The organism is Cellulosimicrobium cellulans (assembly GCF_024124905.1).
In the GTDB taxonomy this organism is placed as follows: domain Bacteria; phylum Actinomycetota; class Actinomycetes; order Actinomycetales; family Cellulomonadaceae; genus Cellulosimicrobium; species Cellulosimicrobium cellulans_G.
In genome coordinates this window covers 513,818-536,649 of sequence record NZ_JAMXST010000004.1, presented here as the reverse complement: position 1 = coordinate 536,649, position 22,832 = coordinate 513,818, and the positions used below count along the sequence as shown (strand labels likewise).

Annotated in this window: 17 protein-coding genes and 1 tRNA gene; 6 read left to right on the top strand and 12 right to left on the bottom strand. The window is 74.2% G+C overall.

The annotated features are described in order from the left end of the window. Positions 1-46: 46 nt before the first annotated feature. The 7 genes from NHH00_RS14535 to argS form a co-directional block, all read right to left on the bottom strand. Complete coding sequence (locus tag NHH00_RS14535) at positions 47-1,432, bottom strand: hypothetical protein (protein WP_253053331.1); 1,386 nt, start codon at positions 1,430-1,432, stop codon at positions 47-49. Next, a complete protein-coding gene (locus tag NHH00_RS14530) occupies positions 1,429-2,814 on the bottom strand; it encodes a hypothetical protein (RefSeq protein ID WP_253053329.1) in 1,386 nt (461 codons plus the stop codon). Before NHH00_RS14530 ends, NHH00_RS14535 begins: the two co-directional genes overlap by 4 nt. Continuing rightward, on the bottom strand, positions 2,811-3,632 hold the full coding sequence (locus NHH00_RS14525; protein WP_253053327.1) for a heme ABC transporter ATP-binding protein: 822 nt from the start codon (positions 3,630-3,632) through the stop codon (positions 2,811-2,813). Before NHH00_RS14525 ends, NHH00_RS14530 begins: the two co-directional genes overlap by 4 nt. After that, complete coding sequence (locus NHH00_RS14520) at positions 3,629-4,702, bottom strand: FecCD family ABC transporter permease (protein ID WP_290445496.1); 1,074 nt, start codon at positions 4,700-4,702, stop codon at positions 3,629-3,631. Before NHH00_RS14520 ends, NHH00_RS14525 begins: the two co-directional genes overlap by 4 nt. A 68-nt stretch (positions 4,703-4,770) precedes the next feature. Further along, positions 4,771-5,853, bottom strand: a complete 1,083-nt coding sequence (locus NHH00_RS14515) for a heme/hemin ABC transporter substrate-binding protein (RefSeq protein ID WP_253053325.1) — start codon at positions 5,851-5,853, stop codon at positions 4,771-4,773. A 316-nt stretch (positions 5,854-6,169) separates the two neighbouring features. Continuing rightward, a complete protein-coding gene (gene lysA / locus NHH00_RS14510; RefSeq protein WP_253053323.1) occupies positions 6,170-7,558 on the bottom strand; it encodes a diaminopimelate decarboxylase in 1,389 nt (462 codons plus the stop codon). After that, positions 7,555-9,240 (bottom strand): arginine--tRNA ligase, encoded by a 1,686-nt coding sequence (gene argS, locus NHH00_RS14505; protein WP_253053321.1) that lies wholly within the window; start codon positions 9,238-9,240, stop codon positions 7,555-7,557. The genes lysA and argS overlap by 4 nt, the downstream gene beginning before the upstream one ends. 150 nt (positions 9,241-9,390) lie before the next feature. On the opposite strand from argS, the gene NHH00_RS14500 reads away from it, so the two are divergent. Together NHH00_RS14500 and NHH00_RS14495 are read left to right on the top strand one after the other, a co-directional pair. Next, positions 9,391-9,463, top strand: a tRNA-Arg gene (locus NHH00_RS14500). Between the two features lie 108 nt (positions 9,464-9,571). Next, entirely contained in the window at positions 9,572-10,204 is a 633-nt protein-coding gene (locus NHH00_RS14495; protein WP_253053319.1) for a CYTH domain-containing protein, read from the top strand. A gap of 36 nt (positions 10,205-10,240) precedes the next feature. Here NHH00_RS14495 and NHH00_RS14490 read toward each other — a convergent pair whose 3' ends face one another. From NHH00_RS14490 to NHH00_RS14475, 4 genes are all read right to left on the bottom strand, one after another. After that, positions 10,241-10,804 carry a hypothetical protein gene (locus NHH00_RS14490; protein ID WP_253053317.1) on the bottom strand — a complete coding sequence of 188 codons (564 nt, stop codon included), beginning with the start codon at positions 10,802-10,804 and terminating at the stop codon, positions 10,241-10,243. Positions 10,805-10,854: 50 nt separating this feature from the next. Continuing rightward, positions 10,855-11,664, bottom strand: coding sequence for a M15 family metallopeptidase (locus NHH00_RS14485; RefSeq protein ID WP_253053315.1), 810 nt, complete (start codon positions 11,662-11,664; stop codon positions 10,855-10,857). Between the two features lie 132 nt (positions 11,665-11,796). After that, positions 11,797-12,840 carry a hemolysin family protein gene (locus NHH00_RS14480; protein WP_253053313.1) on the bottom strand — a complete coding sequence of 348 codons (1,044 nt, stop codon included), beginning with the start codon at positions 12,838-12,840 and terminating at the stop codon, positions 11,797-11,799. After that, positions 12,837-14,213: a hemolysin family protein gene (locus NHH00_RS14475; RefSeq protein WP_253053311.1), complete on the bottom strand. Its 1,377-nt coding sequence runs from the start codon at positions 14,211-14,213 to the stop codon at positions 12,837-12,839. The genes NHH00_RS14480 and NHH00_RS14475 overlap by 4 nt, the downstream gene beginning before the upstream one ends. 150 nt (positions 14,214-14,363) lie before the next feature. Between NHH00_RS14475 and NHH00_RS14470 the strand changes: the two genes are divergently transcribed. From NHH00_RS14470 to NHH00_RS14460, 3 genes are all read left to right on the top strand, one after another. Continuing rightward, positions 14,364-15,167: a response regulator transcription factor gene (locus NHH00_RS14470; protein WP_253053309.1), complete on the top strand. Its 804-nt coding sequence runs from the start codon at positions 14,364-14,366 to the stop codon at positions 15,165-15,167. Beyond that, complete coding sequence (locus NHH00_RS14465) at positions 15,164-16,366, top strand: sensor histidine kinase (protein WP_253053307.1); 1,203 nt, start codon at positions 15,164-15,166, stop codon at positions 16,364-16,366. Before NHH00_RS14470 ends, NHH00_RS14465 begins: the two co-directional genes overlap by 4 nt. Before the next feature lie 349 nt (positions 16,367-16,715). After that, positions 16,716-20,540, top strand: a complete 3,825-nt coding sequence (locus NHH00_RS14460; protein WP_308202318.1) for a multifunctional oxoglutarate decarboxylase/oxoglutarate dehydrogenase thiamine pyrophosphate-binding subunit/dihydrolipoyllysine-residue succinyltransferase subunit — start codon at positions 16,716-16,718, stop codon at positions 20,538-20,540. A gap of 189 nt (positions 20,541-20,729) precedes the next feature. On the opposite strand, the gene NHH00_RS14455 is transcribed toward NHH00_RS14460, so the two are convergent. Then, positions 20,730-21,725 carry an aldo/keto reductase gene (locus NHH00_RS14455; protein ID WP_253053303.1) on the bottom strand — a complete coding sequence of 332 codons (996 nt, stop codon included), beginning with the start codon at positions 21,723-21,725 and terminating at the stop codon, positions 20,730-20,732. Between the two features lie 108 nt (positions 21,726-21,833). Between NHH00_RS14455 and NHH00_RS14450 the strand changes: the two genes are divergently transcribed. After that, entirely contained in the window at positions 21,834-22,748 is a 915-nt protein-coding gene (locus NHH00_RS14450) for an aldose 1-epimerase family protein (protein WP_253053301.1), read from the top strand. Positions 22,749-22,832 lie beyond the last annotated feature (84 nt).

Genomic DNA, 22,832 nt, shown 5'->3' with positions numbered 1-22,832 from the left:
CCGTCGGGTCCGGGTGCCAGCCCGGGTCCGACGGCGGGGCGGACCTCTATCCCCGGAAGGGCAGGACGAGCCAGCCCTTCCGGAACCCGACGACAGTGCCCGCGGAGGCGAGCAGCAGCCCGGTGGTCATGAGCGCGAGCCGTTGCGACGGGTCGCGCAGGGCGTCCGCGAGCTCAGGCACGAGCCCGGTGCGCGTTGCGCCGATCGTGGCGGCGGGGCTCGCGAGGAACGCGACGGGCGCGGCCGTGTCCGTCGGCGGTCCGAGCGACGACGGCGCCCGGGGGACGGACGAGCCGCTCCCGGTCCCCGCGCCGGGCCCGGTGCGGACGCCGGGGGGCGTGAGCACGGGGTTGGACACCGTCCCCACCGGCGGCGTCGCCCCGCCGCCCGGCTCCTGCGGGACGGGCGCGTCGGCGTCGTAGCTCACGTACAGCGGCGCCGCGACCTTCGCCCAGTCGCGCTGGCCGCCCGACGTGTACCAGTACGCGGCCTGCCCGGTCCGCACCTGGAACTGCACGAAGCTCGTGGGGAAGGCCCCCCAGTGGGCGGCGTTGTCGCTCGTCCGTGCCGCCTGCCGCACGGTGAGGCCGGTCGCGGCCGTCGTGACGCCGAGGTAGCGCGGCACGGCGCGGAAGCCGGCGCGGTCGCCCAGCAGGACCTTCTCGAGGTCCGCGAGCACGACCTGCGTCGCGGGCAGCCGCTCCCACCGGGTCATGTCCTCCATGGACGTGCCGAACCCGCCCGCGGTCGCGGTGAGCTCGCCCGTGCCGTCGGCCCGGACGGTGAGCACGGGATCGCTGGCCCACCAGTAGGTCAGGCCGCCGTAGAAGACGGTCGTGAAGGTGCCCTTCCACCGGATCGTCGCGGTCCCGGCCTCGGGGTCCACGGTCCCGACGCCGCCGTCGACGACGACCTGCCCGCCCGTGCTGAGGTTGTTCGCGAGCGACACCTGCTGCCCGTCGGGCGCCTGGCACCGCGTCGCGAAGCTCGCGGTGCGCTCCACGCCGGACGCGTCGGTGCGCACGACGCGGACGTCGCCCTCGCTCGCGCGGTAGAAGCCGTGGGCCTCGGTCCAGACCGTGCCGCCGTGCGTGTCGCCGTCTCTCCCGGGCACGCCCGCCATGAGGAAGTTGCAGCCACCGAAGAACGCGGCGCTGCCCGCCTCGTGGTTGAGGCCCCACCGGAGCTGGGCGTCGGACACGGTGAACGGCCCGCCGGCGGCGTCCAGCGTCGGGACCGTCACCGTCACCGGCAGCCCCGCCGAGTCCGGTCGGCCGTCGTCGTCGATGCCCAGCCCCGTACCGAGGCTCCCACCAGTCGCGGTCGCGGCGGCCGCCCCGGGCCCGACCGTGCCCGCGAGCGCCACCAGCCCGATCCCCGCGAGCGCCGCGACCCGGGCGACCCAGCGCCGCGCGCGCGTCCCGGCGCTCATGCGTGCCGTCCCACGGGCTCACCCTGCGGGACGACCACGGGCGGCAGGCTCTGGGTCGGCGCGTCGTCGCGAGCGTCGACGCGCGGGCCGCCGTGGAAGGCCGGGACCGGTGGTGCCACCGCCCCGCCCCCGGGTCCGACGTCCGCCGTCGCCTCCTGCGCGGCCTCGGCCTCGCCGGACGCTGCCGCGCCCGGGCGCGCCGCGCGGCGCCGCCGACGTGCGGAGACGAACGACGAGACGAGCACGAGGAGCAGGACGAGCGCCGCCACGCCGACGGCGATCTCGGCCGGCGAGTACCCCTGCCCGGCGCTCGCGGCGGCCTCGGCCGCGGCCTCCTCCGCGGCCACCGCGGCGGGGTCCTTGCGGACCGTGATCTCGACCTCGGGCGCGAGGCCCGACCCGGCACCCGTCAGGCGGAGGACGTGCGTCCCGACCCGTAGGTCCGCGGGCAGCTCGAGCAGGCCCGCGACCTCGCCCTGGTTCCCGGCCGTGAGCGGCCCGATGGCGAGCACGCCGTCGTCCAGGACCCCCACGACCTGCTCCCCCGGCTGGAAGCCCTGCGCCACGAAGCTCAGCGCGCGGCCCGCGACGGCGGTCGCCTGGTCGACGCCGATCGTCGCCGTGCCGGCCGCGGCCGCGGGTGCGGGCGGTGGCGTGGCATCGCCGGTCTCGCCCTGCGCCACCGTGCCCTGGTCCGCTGCGCCCGGCGTCGTGCCGGCGGCGGTGCCGCCTCCCGCCTGGGCGTCGGTGAACGCGACCGGCGTGAACGTCTCGTTGTTGGCGTTCGGCACGCCGTGCGCGCCGATCGTGATGACCCCGCACTGCACCTCGCGGCAGTCGACGGTCACGGCGTTCCCGCCGCGGTCGAGCGCCTGGAACGTCGGGCCCGGGACCACGAGCCGCGTCGACCACGTCCCGTCCGCGGCGACCACGCCGCCGTTCGCGGCGTACTCCGTGTCCGAGCCCGGGAAGGCGACGAACTTCTGGAAGCCCTGGTTGTCGGCCTGCTCCGAGTCGGGCACGTACCGGTAGTCCGCGCCGGTGCTGCCGCCGCGGCTCGGTGCCCACGACCCGCCCGCGGGGTCGGACACCCAGCCGAAGAACACGTACACGCCGCCGAACGCCCCCTGGATCGACTGGAACCCGGAGCCGCTGAGCGTGAGCGTCGTCGCGTACGTCGCATCAGCCTCCGCGCGGCCCTGGTCGTTCGTCACGGTCACGCGCGCCGCCGCGTGCGCGGGAGCGGCACCGACGACCGTGCCGACGACGGTCGCGGACGTGGTCACGACGAGGGCGAGCAGCGCGGCGAGCGCGATGCGCGCGACGGGCCGCCGCGGGGCGCGGATGGGAGGGTGTGCTGTCGGGATCGTCGAGGTGGTCATGGGAGGGACGGCTCCGGGGTCGGCAGGGTGGCGGTGCGGGCCGGGAGGACGAGCAGCTCGCCGGTCTCGGGGTGGCGCAGCGTGCGCACGGGATGGCGGTAGACGCGGGTCAAGAGGTCGTCCGTGAGCACCTCGTCGGGCGTCCCCACGCCGGCGACCCGACCGCCGTCGAGCACGACGACGCGGTCCGCCCACGCGGCGGCGAGCGAGAGGTCGTGCAGCACGACCACGACGGCGTCGCCCACCCGGGCACGCTCGCGCGCCTGGGCGAGGACGTGCTCCTGGTGGCGGATGTCGAGGGCGGCGGTCGGCTCGTCGAGGAGCAGGAGCCGGGGCTCCTGGGCGAGGACGCGCGCGAACGACGCGCGGGCCTTCTCCCCTCCCGACAGGCTCGGGAACCGGCGCGCGGCGAGGTGCAGGACGTCGGCGGTGACGTGCGCGCGCGCCACGGCCTCGTCGTCGTGCTCCTCGCGCGCCGTGCCCCGCCACGGCGCGCGACCCATGCGGACGACGTCGACGACGCGGAACGGGAAGCTGAGGCGCGTCTCCTGCAGGAGCACCGCCCGACGTCGGGCGAGCTCGGCGACGCCGACCGCGGCGAGGGGCTCGCCCTCCCACGCGACGGTCCCGCTCGTCGGCGCCGTGTCGCCCGCGAGGACGCCCAGCAGGGTCGACTTTCCCGCGCCGTTGGGTCCGACGAGCACGAGCACCTCGCCCGCGAGCGCGTCGAGGTCGACGTCCGCGAGGATCGTCGCGCCCTCGATCCGCACGCCGACGCCCCGGGCGGACAGCACGGGCGGGTTCACGGTCGCGGTCATGCCCAGCCCCCCGCCGTACGGCGCGTGCGGCGCAGGAGCCAGAAGAAGAACGGCCCGCCGACGAGCGCGGTGAGCATGCCGAGCGGCAGGTCCGCGTACGGCACCGCGGTGCGGGCGACCAGGTCGGCGCCGGTGAGCAGCACCGCGCCGCCGAGCGCGCTCGCGGGGACCAGCACGCGGTGCCCCGGCCCCACGACCATGCGCACGAGGTGCGGCACGACGAGCCCGACGAACGCGATGATCCCGCAGAACGCGACCGCCGCGCCCGTGAGCAGCGCGACCGCGACGATGCACACGATCCGCAGCCGCTCGACGTCGACCCCGAGGTGGCGCGCGGCGCGCTCGCCGAGCGAGAGCAGGTCGAGCCGGCGCGCGAGCACGACGGCCACGCCGATCCCGACGAGCACGAGCGGCAGGACGATCGCGACGTACGGCCACCGGGTGCCGTTGAGGCTGCCGAGCTGCCAGAAGACGATCTGCTCGCGCGCCTGCGTGTCGCCGAGGAACGTGAGGAAAGCCAGGCCCGCGCCGCACACGGCGTTGACCGCGACGCCCGTGAGGACGAGCGTGACGACCTCGGTGCGGCCCTGGGACCGCGCGAGCGCGTAGACGAGGAGCGTCGTGAGCAGCCCGCCGACGAACGCGGCGACCGCGATGGTCCACGGGCCGAGCACGGTGATGCCGAAGACGATCGTCGAGCACGCGGCGACGGCGGCCCCCGCCGAGACCCCCACGACCCCCGGCTCGGCGAGCGGGTTGCCGAACACGCCCTGCATGACGGCGCCCGCGGTCGCGAGCGCCGCGCCCACCGTCATCGCCATGACGACGCGCGGGAACCGGATGGTCCACAGCGCCGCGTCACCGTTGGGGTGCGAGGGCATCGGCCCGACGTCGAGCCCGAGCCGGTGCAGGACCGATCCGAGCACCTCGAACGGTGGCACGTGGAGCTGCCCGATCCCGGCGGAGACCAGCCCGAGGACGACGAGCAGGAGGGCGAGGGCGACGAAGAGCGCGGTCACGCGCGCGGGCCGGGCCGGCGGGAGCGCGACCGGTCCGTCGAGGTCCCGCAGCGTCGCGACGGCCGTATCGGTGGTGGTGTCGGCGGCGGTGGTCGCGTCCCGCGGGACGTGCGTCGTCGTCACGAGGCGCCCCCGGGCGCCGGGGCGTAGATCGCGCGGGCGAGGGCGTCGAGCACGCCCGCGGTGTTCGGGCCGTAGCTGAGGATCTCGGTGTCCGCCATGTCGACGATGCGTCGGTGCTGGCCCGCGGGCGTCTGGGCGATCGCCGGGAGCTGCTCGAGCAGGCCGTCCACGCCGTCGACGGACTCGAGGCCCTTCGTCATCATGAGGAGGAGGTCCGGCTGCATCGCGACGAGGCCCTCGTCGTTGACCGGTCGCATCCCGTCCCAGCCGATCTCGGTCGCGACGTCGACCCCGCCCAGGGCGCTGACGAGCGAGTCCGCGCCGGAGCCGGAGCCGAACAGGTAGTACACCCCGGCCTGACCACGCACGTAGAGGAACGCGATGCGCAGGCGGTCCGCCGGGTCCTGCGGGACGAGCGCCGCGATCTCCGTGAGCTTCGCGTCGATCTCGGCCTGCGTGCGCTCCGCGAGCACCGCGCCCTCCTCGGGGACGCCCAGCGCGTCGGCGACCTGCTGAATCAGCGTGCCGACGTTGTCCAGGTTCCGGTGCGAGTCCACGACGACGACGGGGATCCCCGCGTCGCGCATCTGGAGGACCACGTCCCACGGCCCGAGCGTCGTGTCGGTGATGATCACCGTCGGGGCGAGCTCGAGGATCGCCTCGCCGCTCAGCTCGTGCCCGTTCGTCGTGACGAGCGGCTCGTCGGCGATCTCCTCGAACCCTGACGACAGGTCGCGCCCGACGACGTTGTCCCCCAGGCCGAGCTCGAACACGACGCGCGACGTGGAGCCGTAGAGGTCGAGCGCGAGGATGCGGCTCGTGTCGGTGACGGTGACCTCGGTGCCCTGCGTGTCGGTCACCGTGGCGGGCAGCGTCGGCTGCGGGTCGTCCGCGACGGGATCGACCGCAGCGTCCGCGAGGACCGCGGTCGACTCCCCCACGTACGACCGGGGGTCGTCCAGAGCGTCGAGCTCGGTGAGCGGCGTGGTGTCGACGGCCCCGGCGGCGGCACCGTTGCCGGCCGCGCCGGTCTGGGAGCAGGCGGTCAGGACGGCGAGCACCGCACCGAGGACGACCACCGGGACGGGGCAGGCGCTGCGACGGGCGGGGCGTGAGGACGGGGCGGTGCGGGTCGGACGGGGAGGGTCCTGAGGCATGGGTGCGGTGCTCCGGTTCGGCGCGCTCCACCGGGGGTGCGCACGCGGACGATCTGAAGTAAGCCGTGCCTTACCTTATTTAGTGAAGCCTAACCTGACAAGTATCTGACAGAGCGCCAGAACTGTGGCACCCGTCACCCTGGGCCGCGCCCGCGTCGCTCGGACCGCGCCCACGCACGGCGACGGCCCGTGACCTTGGCAGGTCACGGGCCGTCGCACGAGGTGCGTTCGGGGCGGGTCAGCCCTCGTCGAGCGCGAGGAGGTCCTCGACGGTCTCGCGGCGCACGAGCACCCGGCTCGCGCCGTCGCGCACCGCGACCACGGGCGGGCGGGTCAGCAGGTTGTAGTTCGACGCCATCGAGCGGCCGTAGGCGCCCGTCGCCGGAACGGCGAGGAGGTCCCCCGCACGCACGTCGCCCGGGAGATGCACCTCGTGGACGACGATGTCGCCGCTCTCGCAGTGCTTGCCGACGACGCGCGCGAGCACCGGCTCCGCGTCCGACGCCCGGCCGACGATCTCCGCGTGGTACCGCGCCGCGTAGAGCGCCGGGCGGATGTTGTCGCTCATGCCGCCGTCGACAGACACGTACGTGCGCACGCGGCCGTCGTCGAGCGTCACGGGCTTGACCGTGCCCACGGTATAGAGCGTGAGGCCGGCCGGCCCGACGATCGCACGACCGGGCTCGATCGAGAACCGCGGCAGCGGCGTGCCGAGCTCCGCGGCCACCGCGTCGACGGCGGCGGCGACGTCCTTCGCCACACGCTCGGGGTCGAGCGCGACCTCGCCGGGGAGGTAGGCGATGCCGTAGCCCCCGCCGATGTCGACCTCGTCGACGAGCACGCCCGAGCGCGCGGCGAGCTCGGCACGCATCTCCAGCACCGCGCGCGCCGCGACCTCGAACCCCGACGGGTCGAGGATCTGCGACCCGATGTGCGAGTGGATCCCCAGCAGGTGCAGCTCGGGGCGCGCGACCACGTCGAGCAGCGCGGTCATCGCCGGGGAGTCTCCCGACCGGCTGCCGTCCGCCGTGCGCGGCGCGGCGATCGAGAGGCCGAACTTCTGGTCCTCGTGCGCGGTCGAGATGTACTCGTGCCCGCCGGCGTGGACGCCCGTCGTCACGCGCACCATGACGGGCGCGACGACGCCGCGCTCCCCCGCGAGGCGCGCGACCCGCTCGACCTCGACGAGCGAGTCGACGATGATCCGGCCCACGCCCTCGTCGAGCGCCCGGCCGATCTCGGCGTCGGACTTGTTGTTGCCGTGCAGCCCGATCTCCGGGCCGGGGACGCCCGCGCGCAGCGCGACGGCGAGCTCTCCCCCGCTCGCGGTGTCGACGCGCAGTCCCTCCTCGCGCGCCCAGCGCGCGACGGCCACCGTGAGCAGGGCCTTGCCCGCGTAGTACACGTCGACGTCCGACCCGACGGCGCGGAACGCCGCCTCGAACGCCGTGCGGTACGCCCGGGCGCGCGCGCGGAAGTCCGCCTCGTCGAGCACGTACGCGGGCGTGCCGTGCTCGGCCGCGAGGTCGTGGACGCCGACGCCCGCGACCTCCACCACCCCGTCCTCGCCGCGGCGCACGCCCCGCGACCACGGCTCGCCGGGGTACCCCGGCAGACCGGTGCTCACATGCGCTCCGGCGCGGAGACGCCGAGCAGGCCGAGGCCGTTGGCGAGCACCTGGCGCACCGCGTCGTTGAGCCACAGGCGCGTGCGGTGCGTGTCCGTGACCTCCTCGTCGGGGTAGGGCAGGACGCGCTGCGACTTCTGCTGGTACCACGTGTGGTAGTCGCCGGCGAGCGCCTCGAGGTAGCGCGCGACGCGGTGCGGCTCGCGCAGCTCCGCCGCCTGGGCCACGATGCGCGGGAACTCCGTCAGGCGACCGACGAGCGCGGCCTCGCTCGGGTGGTCGAGCAGCGCGGGCTCGAAGCCGTCGGCGCGCGCGACGCCGCGGTCGGCCGCGTTGCGGTCCACCGCCGCCGTGCGCGAGTGCGCGTACTGCACGTAGTAGACCGGGTTCTCGTTCGTCGCCCGCGCGAGCAGGTCGAGGTCGAGGTCGATGTTCTGGTCCGTCGACGAGCGCGCGAGCGAGTACCGCGCCGCGTCGACGCCGACGGCGTCCACGAGGTCCTCGAGCGTCACGACGGTCCCGGCGCGCTTGGACATGCGCACGGGCTGGCCGTCCTTGACGAGGTTGACCATCTGCCCGATGAGGAGCTGGAGGTTCTTCCCCGGGGTGTCGCCGAACGCTGCGCAGACCGCCATCATGCGGCCGACGTACCCGTGGTGGTCGGCGCCGAGCATGATGATGACCTCGTCGAAGCCGCGCTCGCGCTTGTCGAGGTAGTAGGCGATGTCGCCCGCGATGTACGCGGCGTCGCCGTCCGACTTGATGACGACGCGGTCCTTGTCGTCGCCGAAGTCGGTCGTGCGCAGCCAGGTCGCGCCGTCCTGCTCGAACATGTGGCCGGACGCGCGCAGGCGCTCGACGGCCCGCTCCACCGCGCCCGACTCGTGCAGCGAGTCCTCGTGGAAGTACACGTCGAAGTCGACGCCGAAGTCGTGCAGCGACGCCTTGATCTCGCCGAACATGCGCTCGACGCCCCGCGACCGGAAGACCTCCTGCGCCTCGGCGTCCGGGAGCGTGCGCGGGTCGGGGTCGCCCGCGGCGAGCGCGTCGGCGATCACCGCCTCCGCGATCTCGGTGATGTACTCGCCGCCGTACCCGTCCTCGGGCGCCTCCAGGCCGCGGGCGCGCGCGAGGAGCGAGCGGGCGAACCTGTCGATCTGCGCGCCGTGGTCGTTGAAGTAGTACTCGCGCGTCACGTCCGCGCCGCTCGCCTCGAGCACGCGCGCGAGCGAGTCGCCGACGGCGGCCCAGCGGACGCCACCGATGTGGATGGGGCCGGTCGGGTTGGCCGAGACGAACTCGAGGTTGACCTTCGTGCCCGCCTTCGAGTCGTTGCGCCCGTAGGCCGGGCCCGCGTCGACGATCGTGCGCGCGAGCTCGCCCGCGGCGGCCGCGTCGAGCGTGATGTTGAGGAAGCCCGGGCCGGCGACGTCCACGGCCTTGACGCCCGGGGTCGCGGCGAGCCGCGTCGCGAGGTCCTCGGCGAGGGCGCGCGGCGTCGTGCCCGCCTTCTTGGCGAGCTGCAGCGCGACGTTCGTGGCCCAGTCGCCGTGCTCGCGCTGGCGGGGTCGCTCCACGTGGACGCGCTCGGGGACCGCGGTCGGGTCCAGGGCGAGGGTGCCGTCGGCGACGGCGGCGGCCAGGGCAGCGCTCAGCGCTTCGGAGAGCTCGTCGGGGGTCACCGGGCGATTCTACCGAGGCACGAGCACCCTCCGTCGCGGCATTTCGCGCGAGGCCCGCGGGGCGTCCCGACCACCGGGCGCCGACGGGCGCACGCACCCCGGACGTGCTGGTAGTCTCGTGCATCGCGTCGGCGGACACCGTCGGCGCTCGCCCTCGTAGCTCAGTGGATAGAGCGTCTGCCTCCGGAGCAGAAGGTCGTAGGTTCGAATCCTATCGAGGGCACCGCGCTCCGCTCCGACGAGCCCGGCCCGCCTCCGGCGGCCGGGCTCGCGTCGTCTCCGGGCCCGGCTGCTCCCGCGCCCCGTCCCGCGCGCCCGCTACGGTGGGGCCATGACCGACGGCGGCTACGGGGACTTCGAGTTCGAGCGCCGGTTCCTCGTGCGCGACCTGCCCGAGGACCTGCGCGACGCACCGGCGCTCATCGTGCAGAGCTACTACCTCGCCGACGAGGGTTACGCGCTGCGGCTGCGCGCCAAGGTCCCGACCGTGGACGCGACGATGGACCCGGCGACGGACCCCGTGCACCTCCTGGACCGCTACGCGCCCGCGGTCGACCTGTGCACCCTCACCGTCAAGGGTCCGATGGCGGGCGGCACGCGCTACGAGGCGGAGCGCGAGGTCGACGTCGCGGTGGGCGTGCAGATGATCCGCCGTGGCGGCGCACGCGTCGTCAAGACGCGGTACTCGGTCTGGGTCGGGGCGGACGGCTGGGTGGTCGACGTGTTCGGCGGGGCGAACCACCCGCTCGTCGTCGCGGAGTGCGAGCGGACCGGACCCGTGACGGACCTGCAGATCCCCGCGTTCTGCGTCACCGAGCTCACGGACGACCCCCGGTTCTCCAACGACGCCCTCGCGAGCCGGCCCTACGGCGCGTGGCGCGACGACTTCGAGGCCGAGCTCGCGGCGGCCGGTCCCCGGTTCCTCCAGGACTTCGGCCGCAACGAGCGGCTCTCCGGCCCGTAGCCACCGCGCTGCGCGTGGCGCCCGCCGGCACCCCGGTCAGCGCAGCGCGTCCGCGGCGGCGCACACGGCGGCGACGTCGAACCGGACCGTCCGGCGGTCGACCGGGACCCACCCGGGCTCGTGCCCGAACAGCACCGCCCACGGCAGCGCGCCGGAGGAGACGTGCTCGCGCGCGTGGTCGCGCGCCCGGGCGTCCGCGACCTCTCGCTCGACCGCGTCCTCCAGCGCCACGAGCTCGGCCCGCACGGCCTCGCCCTTCTCCGTGAGGCGACGCGCCCGGCCGGGCTCGAGGTAGCCGTCGCGACGCGCGCCCTGCACGACCCGGCGCGACGCGGCGTGCACGCGGTCGCGGAGGGCGTCGTCCCGGGGGTCGAGCGCGACGCGCGCGCCTGCACGGGCGTCGTCGCCCAGCAGCGCGGTCAGTGCGAGGCGCTCGCGCTCGGACGCGGGCGACGCGTCGAGGAGGACGAGCACGGGAGGCGAGCCGGCCGCCGTCGGCTCCACCCGGACGAGGCCGGCGAGCGCGAGGCTCAGCACCTGCGCGGCGAGCGCGTGCTCGGGACGGCGCAGGACGACCGCGGCGAGGAGCAGGTCGGCCACGGTTCCGACGATACGGCGGAGAGGGCCGCGGCGGAGGGTCCCGGGCCGCGTCAGGAGTTCTGGATCTCCTCGACGCCCTGGACGAACTCGAAGTGCCACGGCTCGTAGGCGCCGCTGCCGCCGCGCTTGGCCCAGGCGGGGTTGGCCCAGCCGTAGGTGGCACCGTTCTGGTTGATCCACGCGTAGACCTCGCGCGAGCCGGTCTCGACCGAGCACAGGTCGATCGCGAGCCCCCACCCGTGCATCGACCAGCCGGGGGGCGCGGCGAACGCGCCGCGGGAGGACTTGAGCGACACCTGCGTCGAGAGCGTGCGGTACGACGAGACGAGGCACAGGTCACGACCGAACGTCGCCCGGAAGGCCTCGTTCATGGCCGACAGCGAGACCGCGGCGTCGGGCCGCAGGTGCTCGCCCGCCTGCCAGAGCTCGCACAGCGCGTGCTCGTCGAGCTTGCCGTTGGTGCCCGCGGGGCGGACCGTGGGGTCGCAGCCCGGGAGCGGGTCGCGCGCGGCGGACCGGGAGGCGGCCTCGCGCCGCACCTCGACGCGGGGGGCGGCGGCGACGCTCTGCGAGACCGCGGGTGCGGTCGACGCGGCGGTCGCCAGGTCGAGGGCGCTGGGACCCAGCGGTCGCGTGTCGGGCTCGAAGGGCGAACCGGTGCCCAGCCCGTCGTCCGCGCCGGCGGAGAGGGGCATCGCGATCGTCGCGGCGGCGAGCGTCCCGAGAACGGCGATGCGCGGCATCCAGCGGTGCTGGCTGGAGACCTGTGCCTGGGGGCGACGACGGCGGGAACCCTGCTCCGCCTCGCGCCGGGCCCGTCGGGACTCGAGGGCGGGTGCGTCGGCCTGCTGCGACTCCACCCGCCACCTGCCTCTCACCCTTCGGGGTGGCTCTCGGGCCACCGACGACCGATCAATCACGGAACAGTAACGAAGCACTCCGACGATGCCAAGTCCCCTGTTCGGGGGCGGGGCCGGAGGCCCGCGCGTGCCTCACGGACGACGCTGCATCGCGTCGCGCACCTCCCCCACGAGCTCTTCGAGGATGTCCTCGAGGAACACGACGCCGAGGGCTCCGCCGCCCGCGGGCGCGTCGACGCGCGCCAGGTGCGCGCCCGAGCGCTGCATCGCCCGGAGCGCGTCCTCGACCTCGTCGCCGGGGGCGGCGGTCGCGAGCGCGCGCACGCGCCACGACGGGACGGGGGCCCCGCGCGTCGTCTCGTCCGCGTACAGCACGTCCTTGACGTGGAGGTAGCCCACGAGCTCGCCCGAGACGTCGGCGACCGCGAACCGCGAGAACCCGGTCTTGGCGACGAGGCGCTCGACCTCCTCGGGCGTGCAGCCCTCGGTGACGGTGACGAGGTCCGCGACCGGCACCATGACGTCCTGCGCGGTGCGCTCGGAGAACTCGATCGCACCCGAGAGGAGGCCCTGCTCGTCCCGCAGCACGCCCTCCGCCTGGGAGTGCTCGACGATCGACTGGACCTCCTCCGCGGTGAACGCGGAGGCGACCTCGTCCTTGGGCTCGACCCCCGTCGCCCGGACCGCGTGGTTCGCGAGCCAGTTGAGCGCCACGATGACGGGGCGCAGCACGCGCCCGATCCACACGAGCGGCGGCCCGAACCACATGACCGCCGTCTCGGGACCCGCGACCGCGAGGTTCTTCGGGACCATCTCGCCCAGCACCACGTGCAGGTAGACGACGACCGCGAGCGCGACGACGAACGCGATCGGGTGGGCGAGCGACGTGCTCACGCCGAGGGCGTGCAAGGGGTCCTCGATGAGGTGCGCGAGCGCCGGCTCGGCGACCACGCCGAGGCCCGTGGAGCAGACCGTCACGCCGAGCTGGGCGCACGCGAGCATGAGCGACACGTTCTCCATCGCCCACAGGACCGTCTGCGCCCGGCGGTTGCCCTGCGCGGCGAGCGGCTCGATCGCCGAGCGGCGCGCGGAGATGACGGCGAACTCGGCGCCGACGAAGAACGCGTTGCCCGCGAGCAGGAGGACGGCGACGAGGAGCGCGGTGGTCGAGCTCACGACTCCACCTCCTCGGGGGCCGCGCGGACGGAGAGCCGCTCGACCCGCCGACCCTCCATCGCCTCCACGCGCAGCACGACGCGGTCGCGGCCGTCGCCCGCGACGACCTCGTCGCCCGGCTCCGGCACGCGCCCGAGCCGCGCCATGACGAGGCCGCCGAGCGTCTCGTACGCGCCGTCCTCGGGCGCTCGGAGCCCGGTGACCTCGGTGAGCTCGTCGGGCCGCATGACGCCCGGGACGAGCCAGGAGCCGTCCGCACGGCGGGCCGCCCCGGCGCGCCGCGGGTCGTGCTCGTCCGCCACGTCCCCCACGAGCTCCTCGACGACGTCCTCGAGCGTCACGACGCCGGAGGTGCCGCCGTACTCGTCGACGACGACCGCCATCTGGAGCCCGAAGCCGCGCAGCTCGACGAGCAGCGGGCCGAGGCGCACGGTCTCCGGCACCCGGGGCGCCTCGACCATGAGAGCCGCCGCCGGGACCTCCTCGCGCCGCTCGTACGGGACGGCGACGGCGCGGCGCAGGTGGACGAGGCCGACGACGTCGTCCCGGTCCTCGCCGATGACCGGGAAGCGGGAGTGACCGGTCCGGCGCGCGGCGTCGACGACGTCCGCGGCCGTCGCGTCGCGGTCCACGACGACCATCCGCATCCGGTCCGTCATGACGTCGACCGCGCTCAGCTCGTCGAGCTCGATGGAGTTGGTGAGGAGCGTCGCGACGGACACGTCGAGCGTGCCCTCCTGGGCCGAGCGGCGGACGAGCGCGGCGAGCTCGGAGGCCGAGCGCGCGCCCGACAGCTCCTCGCGCGGCTCGACGCCGACGCGGCGCAGGATCGCGTTCGCCGACCCGTTGAGCACGGCGATCACCGGCCGGAACAGCTTGGTGAACTGGCGCTGCACGGGCACGACCTGCCGGGCCGTCGCGTAGGGCGCGCTGAGGGCGAAGTTCTTGGGGATGAGCTCGCCGAAGAGCATCGAGACGAAGTTCACGACGAGGAGGGCCAGGACCCCGGCGAGGACCGCCGAGGCCGCCTGCCCGAGCGCGGTGGCGCCCAGCCCGGCGCCGAACAGCGAGAGCAGCGCCGGCTGCGCCGTGTAGCCGAGGAGGATCGTGGTGAGCGTGATGCCGACCTGCGCGGACGACAGCTCGGTCGACAGGTGCTTGAGGCCGGCCCGGACGCTGCGGTCGCGCCGGTCGGCACGCGGCTTCCCGCCGGAGGGCGGGGATCCGGGTCTGTCGCCCTCCTGGTCGGGGTCGTCGCCGGCGGGGAGGACGGCGGGGTCGAGGGTGACCAGGGAGAACTCGCTGGCCACGAAGACGGCGGTGCCTGCGGTGAGGAGCACCCCGAGCGCGACCATGACCCAGTCGCCTACCACGAGGTGCTCCACCGATATCGAGAGGTGCTCTTCATCGTGCCGACGATGCTAGCGCCCGCTCCCCCCGGGCCGCCCGGCCGTGCGGCGCCCGGCCGCCCGGCGGCGGGGAAATCCGGCCGACCTGGGCCGACGTGTGCCACGCTGTATCCCATGGCAGATCCGAGGGCAGCGAGCGCATCACCGACCGGCGCGGGCGCCGGTCCCGTCCCGGGCCGCGGGCCCGTGCCCACGACGGCGCCGTTGACGGGCGGCACCCCGCAGCAGGCGGCCACGGTCCTCGTCGTCGAGGACGAGCCCGCCATCGCGACGGCGATCGCGCAGCGCCTGAGCGCCGAGGGCTGGCGCGTCGAGGTCGCGCGCGACGGGCTCTCCGGCGTCGACGCCGCGACGCGGCTGCGCCCGGACGTGATCGTGCTCGACGTCATGCTGCCCGGCATCGACGGCCTCGAGGTCACCCGGCGCATCCAGGCCGAGCAGCCCGTGCCGATCCTCATGCTCACCGCGCGCGACGACGAGACCGACATGCTCATCGGGCTCGGCGTGGGTGCGGACGACTACATGACGAAGCCCTTCTCGATGCGCGAGCTCGTCGCGCGCATCAAGGCGCTGCTGCGCCGGGTCGACCGCGCTACCCAGGCCGCGAGCGCCGCCCCGACCGACCCGCCCATGACGGTCGGCGACGTGACGATCGACAAGGCCCAGCGCCGCGTCTACCGCGCGGGCGACGAGGTCCACCTCACGCCCACCGAGTTCGAGCTCCTCGTCATGCTCGCGAGCTCGCCCAAGACCGTGCTCACGCGCGAGCGTCTCCTCGCGGAGGTCTGGGACTGGGCGGACGCGAGCGGGACGCGCACGGTCGACTCGCACATCAAGGCGCTGCGCCGCAAGCTCGGCGCCGACCTCATCCGCACGGTCCACGGCGTCGGCTACGCGTTCGAGCCGCCCGCCGGATGACCTCCCACCCCGCTGACCCTGCCGACCCGGTCGACGGCGCGGGCCGGGGCCCGGGCGGGTCGAGCGCGGCGCGGAACGGCGCGCACCGCGCGCACACGATCCGCCCGCACCTGCCCGACGTCCGTCCGCTCGACTCGTTCCGCTCGCTGAAGATCAAGCTCGGCGTGCTCGTGGCCGCGACCGTCACGCTCGCGGTCCTCATCACGTGGATCGGGCTGCAGAACCAGCTCGGGCCGTCGCGCACGTTCCCGCTCGCGATCGTCCTGTCGCTGCTGCTCACCCAGCTCCTCGCGCGGGGCATGACGTCGCCGCTGCGCGAGATGACGGCGGCGGCGCGCGCGATGGCCGACGGCGACTACACGCGGCGGGTGCGGGCGACGAGCCGCGACGAGGTGGGCCAGCTCGCCGTCGCGTTCAACGTCATGGCGGAGGACCTCGCGACGAGCGACCAGGTGCGACGCGAGCTCATCGCGAACGTGTCGCACGAGCTGCGGACGCCGATCGCGGCGCTCCAGGCGCAGCTCGAGAACGTCGTCGACGGCGTCACGCAGCCGACGCCCGCGACGATGGAGATGGCCCTGGCGCAGACGGAGCGCCTCACGCGCCTCGTCTCCTACCTCCTGGACCTGTCGCGCATCGAGGCGGGCGCGGCGGCCCTCAACATCACCGAGATCGACGTGGGCGACTTCCTCGAGGAGAACGCCGAGGCGGTGTCGATGGTGGAGGCCGGGAAGCAGCTCCGGTACGTCGTGGACGTCACGCCCCCCGACCTCGTGCTCGAGGCGGACCGCGAGCGGCTGCACCAGGTCGTGACGAACCTGCTGCAGAACGCGATCCGGCACTCCCCGCAGGGGGGCGAGATCCGGCTCGAGGCGTACCCCGTGGACGACGACGTCGTGCTCGAGATCGTGGACGAGGGCCCGGGGATCGCGAAGGAGGACCGCGAGCGCATCTTCGAGCGCTTCGCCCGGGCCAGCGCGACCGGCACGCACACGACGACCGGCGGCTCGACGGGCGGGACGGGCATCGGCCTGGCGATCGTCCGGTGGGCGATCGACCTGCACGGCGGGCGGATCGAGGTCGCGGACTCGCGCAGCGGCGCGACGATGCGCGTCACCCTCCCGGCGCACGCCCACGCCGTCGAGCCCGACCTGCTCGGCGAGCCGGCGCCCGGCCCCGAGGGCCCGACGACCCCCTGAGCCCGCGGCTGACAGCGCGCGCACGCCCGCGCGGGCGTGCGTGAGATCCGTCACACCGCCCGCCCCGGATACCTCGCGATGGCGTGGAATTCCGCGATCTTGCCGTCCGACGAGGTCCGCGTGGGGTCACTTTTGCCTTGCCCAGACGCGGCGTGAAGAACCCGCGAACAGGCCGCGCGCGAACGCCCCGCGCAGCCCCCCGGGCCGCCGCCGAGGGCCTAGGCTGGAGTGGTCCGGAATCCGGACGAGTCTGCGCCGACGTCGGCCGCACGCCTCGCGCGTGCCGCCGCACGCCTGCTCGCAGACTGTGACCGACAGCGACCTGTGTGTGAAAGTGGGCGATCCTCGCGTGTCCCCGAAGGCTGAGTCAGAGGCGATCAGCGACGCAAGCTCCGTGTTCGGAGCGAACGAGTGGCTGGTCGACGAGCTGTACGAGCAGTATCTCCTGGACAAGAACGCGGTGGACCCCGCGTGGTGGGACTTCTTCGAGGACTACCGTCCGGCGGAGCGTGCCGAGGCAGCAGCCACGACGGCCGCCGCGCCGTCGACGCCCGTGAACGGGTCCTCCGCGGCGCCCGCCGCGGCCCCCTCCGCGCCGGTCGCCCCCGCCGCCGTGACGGACGGCTCGGCCGCCGCCGAGGCGGCGCAGCGCGTCAAGCCCCCGAAGCTCCCTGCCGACCCCGCGGTCAACGCCGCCGCCGAGGCCGTCCGGGCGACGCGGCCCGTCGCGACCGCCCAGCCCGCGACCGCGCCGTACGCGCAGGTCCCGGCCCGCAAGGTCGCCGGCGCGCCGACGGCCGAGGCGGAGACCGTGGCGGACGACGTGCAGAAGCTCCGCGGCCCCGCGGCGCGCGTCGTGACGAACATGGAGGCCAGCATCCAGGTGCCGACGGCGACGTCGGTGCGCGCGGTGCCGGCCAAGCTCATGGTCGACAACCGGATCGTCATCAACAACCACCTCGCGCGCGGCCGCGGCGGCAAGATCTCGTTCACGCACCTCATCGGGTTCGCGCTCGTCGAGGCGCTGGCGGACATGCCGATCATGAACGCGAGCTACACGCAGCTCGACGGCAAGCCCGCGGTGAACCAGCCGGCGCACGTCAACTTCGGGCTCGCCATCGACCTGGCCAAGCCGGACGGGTCGCGCCAGCTCCTCGTGCCGAGCATCAAGAAGGCCGAGACGATGGACTTCGCCCAGTTCTGGGCGGCCTACGAGGACCTCGTCCGCCGGGCGCGCGGCGGCAAGCTCGGCGTCGACGACTTCGCCGGGACCACGATCTCGCTGACCAACCCCGGCGGCATCGGCACCGTCCACTCGGTGCCGCGCCTCATGACGGGTCAGGGCACGATCATCGGCGTCGGCGCGATGGACTACCCCGCGGAGTTCGCGGGCGCGTCCACCGAGCGCCTCGCGCGCCTCGGCATCTCGAAGGTCCTGACGATCACGTCGACCTACGACCACCGCATCATCCAGGGCGCGCAGTCCGGCGAGTTCCTCCGGATCCTGTCGCAGAAGCTCCTCGGCGAGGACGGCTTCTACGACCGCGTGTTCGCGGCGCTGCGCATCCCGTACGAGCCGGTGCGCTGGGTCCGCGACAACACCACGGACGCCGAGATCGAGGCGGCCAAGCCCGCCAAGATCGCCGAGCTCATCCACTCGTACCGGTCGCGCGGGCACCTCATGGCCGACACCGACCCGCTCGCGTACCGGCAGCGCAAGCACGGCGACCTGGACATCCAGAACCACGGCATGACGCTGTGGGACCTGGACCGCACGTTCCCCACGGGCGGCTTCGGCGGCAAGACGAAGTCCTCGCTGCGCGACATCCTCGGCCTCCTGCGCGACTCGTACTGCCGGACCGTCGGCGTCGAGTACATGCACCTGGCCGACCGCACGCAGCGCAAGTGGCTCCAGGAGCGCCTCGAGTCCGGGTACGCGCGCACGCCGCGCGAGGACCAGCTCCGCATCCTGCGCCGCCTCAACTCGGCCGAGGCGTTCGAGACCTTCCTCCAGACGAAGTTCGTCGGGCAGAAGCGCTTCTCCCTCGAGGGCGGCGAGGCGCTCATCCCGCTGCTCGACGCGATCCTGTCGAAGGCGGCGGAGAACGGCCTCGACGAGGTCGGCATCGGCATGGCCCACCGCGGTCGCCTCAACGTGCTGGCCAACATCGCGGGCAAGAGCTACGCGCAGATCTTCGCCGAGTTCGAGGGCAACCTCGACCCGAAGAGCGTGCAGGGCTCGGGCGACGTCAAGTACCACCTCGGCACCGAGGGCGTCTTCACCGCCGAGACCGGCGCGACGACCAAGGTCTACCTCGCCGCCAACCCGTCGCACCTCGAGGCGGTCGACCCGGTGCTCGAGGGCATCGTGCGCGCCAAGCAGGACCGCATCGACCTGGGCGGCGACGGGTTCTCCGTCCTGCCGATCCTCATCCACGGCGACGCGGCCTTCGCGGGCCAGGGCGTCGTGCCCGAGGTGCTCAACCTCGCGCAGCTGCGCGGGTACCGCACGGGCGGCACGGTGCACGTCCTCATCAACAACCAGGTCGGCTTCACCACCGGCCCGTCGTCGTCGCGCTCGACGACGTACGCGACCGACGTCGCCAAGGGCTACCAGGTCCCGATCTTCCACGTGAACGGCGACGACCCGGAGGCGTGCGTGCGCGTCGCGGAGCTGGCCTTCGCCTTCCGCGAGCAGTTCGACCGCGACGTGATCATCGACATGATCTGCTACCGCCGCCGCGGTCACAACGAGGGCGACGACCCCTCGATGACGCAGCCGCTCATGTACAACCTCATCGAGGCCAAGCGCTCGGTGCGCAAGCTCTACACCGAGAACCTCGTCGCGCGCGGCGACATCACGCTCGAGGAGGCCGAGCACGTCCTCCAGGACTACCAGGCCCAGCTCGAGCGCGTGTTCACCGAGACCAAGGAGGGCGGCTTCACGCCCGCCGCGGACCGCGAGCCGATCGCCGGCCTCGAGCGCCCGGAGTCCCAGCTCGAGGACGCGGGCACGATGGTCGGCTGGAAGACGGCGATCGACCGCTCGGTCCTCGAGCGCGTCGGCCAGGTGCACGTCGCGCCGCCGGAGGGCTTCACCGTCCACCCCAAGCTCGCGCAGCTCCTCGAGAAGCGCCGGCAGATGTCCGTCGAGGGCGGCATCGACTGGGGCTTCGGCGAGCTCGCCGCGTTCGGCTCGCTCCTCGTGGAGGGCACGCCCGTGCGCCTCGCCGGGCAGGACTCGCGCCGCGGCACCTTCGTGCAGCGCCACGCCGTCCTGCACGACCGCGAGACGGGCGCCGAGTGGACGCCGCTGCTGTACCTGTCGGCGGACCAGGCCAAGTTCTGGGTCTACGACTCGTCCCTGTCCGAGTACGCCGCGCTCGGCTTCGAGTACGGCTACTCCGTCGAGCGCCCGGACGCGCTCGTGCTGTGGGAGGCGCAGTTCGGCGACTTCGTCAACGGCGCCCAGACGGTGATCGACGAGTTCATCTCGTCCGCCGAGCAGAAGTGGGGCCAGCACTCCTCGGTCGTCATGCTCCTCCCCCACGGCTACGAGGGCCAGGGGCCGGACCACTCGTCCGCGCGCATCGAGCGGTTCCTGCAGCTCGCGGCCGAGGACAACATGACGATCGCGCAGCCGTCGACGCCCGCGTCGTACTTCCACCTGCTGCGCCAGCAGGCGTACGCCCGCCCGCGCCGTCCGCTCATCGTCTTCACGCCGAAGCAGCTGCTGCGCCTCAAGGCGGCCGCATCCAGCGTCGAGGACTTCACGACCGGCACGTTCCGCCCCGTCCTCCCCGACACGGCGGCCGACCCGGCGAAGGTCGACCGCGTGCTCCTGAGCACGGGCCGCGTCTACTACGACCTGCTCGCCGAGCGCACGAAGCGCGGCGACGAGGGCGTGGCGCTCGTCCGCCTCGAGCAGCTCTACCCGCTCGACGTCGACGGCATCCGGGCCGAGCTCGCGAAGTACCCGGGCGCCGAGGTCGTGTGGGTCCAGGACGAGCCGGAGAACCAGGGCGCCTGGTCGTTCGTGCACATCAACCTGCCCGAGGACCTGCCGCGCGTGAGCGTCGTCTCGCGCCCGGCGTCGGCGTCGACCGCCGCGGGCACGGCGAAGAAGCACCAGGCCCAGCAGGCCGTGCTGCTCGAGCAGGCGTTCGCCCGCTGACGTCGCGGGTTCCTCGCACCGGACACGACGAAGGCCCCCTCCGTGCGGAGGGGGCCTTCGTCGTCGGTGCGTCCGACGCCGTCGCGCCCGGGGTGGGGCACGGCGGCTCGCGCAGCGCGAGATCGACCCGTGCGTCCGAGATCGGCCCTCAGGAGGTCGATCTGGCGACGTGCGGGTCGATCTCGCGGGTCACCAGCGGGTGTGGATCTTCTCGCGCAGGTAGCGGTCGTAGATCTCGCGGACGCCCGAGGTGAAGAGCGGGCCGAGGACGTCCGCGTCGCCCGCGGCGGCGTTCGAGCGGGCCTGCTCGACGTTGCGCGCGCCGGGGATGACGGTCGACACGCCCGGCTGCTGCCAGACCCACGCGATCGCGACCTGGGCGGGCGTGAGCTCCTGCCCGACGACGTCCTGCACCAGCGTGGTGAACTCGCCCGCCGCCTGGACACCGGTCTCGAAGTCGACGCCCGAGAACGTCTCGCCGACGTCGAACGCGCTGCCGTCGCGGTTGTACGTGCGGTGGTCGTCGGCGGCGAAGGTCGTGTCCTTCGTGTACTTCCCGGACAGCAGCCCCGACGCCAGCGGCACGCGCGCGATGACCCCGACCCCCGCCGCGGACGCCGCGGGCAGGACGGCGTCGAGCGGCTTGAGCCGGAACGCGTTGAGGATGATCTGCACCGTCGCGACGCCAGGGCGCGCGATGGCGGTGAGCGCCTCGTCGACCGTCTCGACGCTCACGCCGTAGCTCGCGATCGCGCCTTCGGCGACGAGCGTGTCGAGCCCGTCGTAGACCTCGTCGCGCGAGTAGACCGCCGTCGGGGGGCAGTGGAGCTGGACGAGGTCGAGGCGGTCCGTCCGGAGGTTCCGCCGCGACCGGTCGGTCCACTCGCGGAACTTCGCGAGCGTGAAGTTGTCCGCGTCCTGCGCCTCGCGACGCCCCATCTTGGTCGCGACCGTGATCGCGTGGCCCGGGTTGTCCGCGAGGTAGCCGCCGATGATCTGCTCGCTGCGCCCGTCGCCGTAGACGTCCGCGGTGTCGAAGAACGTCACGCCGGCCTCGGCCGAGGCGTCGAGCACGGCGCGCGCGTCGTCCTCGCTCACGTCGCCCCAGTCGGCGCCGAGCTGCCAGGTTCCCAGTCCGACGACCGAGACGAGCCGTCCCGTGCGTCCGAGCACCTGTCGTTCCATCGTTCCTCCTCGTGCTCCGTCGGGTGCGCCGGGAGACACACCCGGGCACCGAGTCTGACTGCCGAGAGCGCATCGCGCACGCTCGCACGCCGAGTACCGTATGTGAGCGTGAACACCCATGCCCCCTCGGGAACCCAGGTCCGCATCGCCCACGGCGAGCACGCAGCGACGATCACCGAGGTCGGAGCGGCCGTGCGCGAGTACGCGGTGGGCGGCAGGCCCGTCTTCACCTCCTTCCCCGAGGACGAGGTCGCGCCCGCGTTCAACGGCGCGGTCCTGCTCCCCTGGCCCAACCGGCTGCGCGACGGCGCGTACGAGGTGGACGGCACCACGTACCAGGTGCCCGTGTCGGAGCCCGACCGGGGCACCGCACTGCACGGGCTGGCCTGCTGGCAGCGCTGGGTCGTCGTCGAGCACGAGGCCTCGCGCGCGACGCTCGAGCTGCACCTGCCGCCGTCGCCCGGCTACCCGTTCGACCTCGTCGCGCGCGTCACCTACTCGCTCGACGACGCCGGTCTGCGCGTCCACGTGCGGACGACGAACGTCGGCACCGCGACCGCGCCGTACGGCATCGGCTTCCACCCGTGGCTGTCGGCCGACGGTGCGAACCTCGACGAGTGCACGCTGCGCCTCGACGCCGCGACCCGCGTCACGACCGACGAGCGGCTCCTGCCCACCGGCACCGAGCCGGCCGCCGGGAGCTACGACCTGCGCGAGCCGCGCCTGCTCGCGGGCGTCGACCTCGACGACGCCTACGTCGACGTGCTGCGCGACGCCGACGGCCTGTCCTGGATGCGCCTGTCCGCGCCCGACGGCCGCACGTCCGCCGTCTGGATGGACGGCTCGATGGACACGTGGCAGGTCTGCACGGGCGACCACGTCGGCGACGTCACGTTCCGCCGGTCCGGCGTGGCGGCGGAGCCGATGAGCTGCGTCGCGGACGCGTTCCGCACCGGCGAGCGCCTCGTGCGGCTCGAGCCGGGCGCCTCGCACGAGGTCGTCTGGGGCGCGACGCTGCTCTGATCGGCGGGCGGTGGGCGGTCCGTCCGATATGCCCGGCTGGACACGCCGTCGCCACGGGATCGTTTCGACCCACGCCGTCCGCGT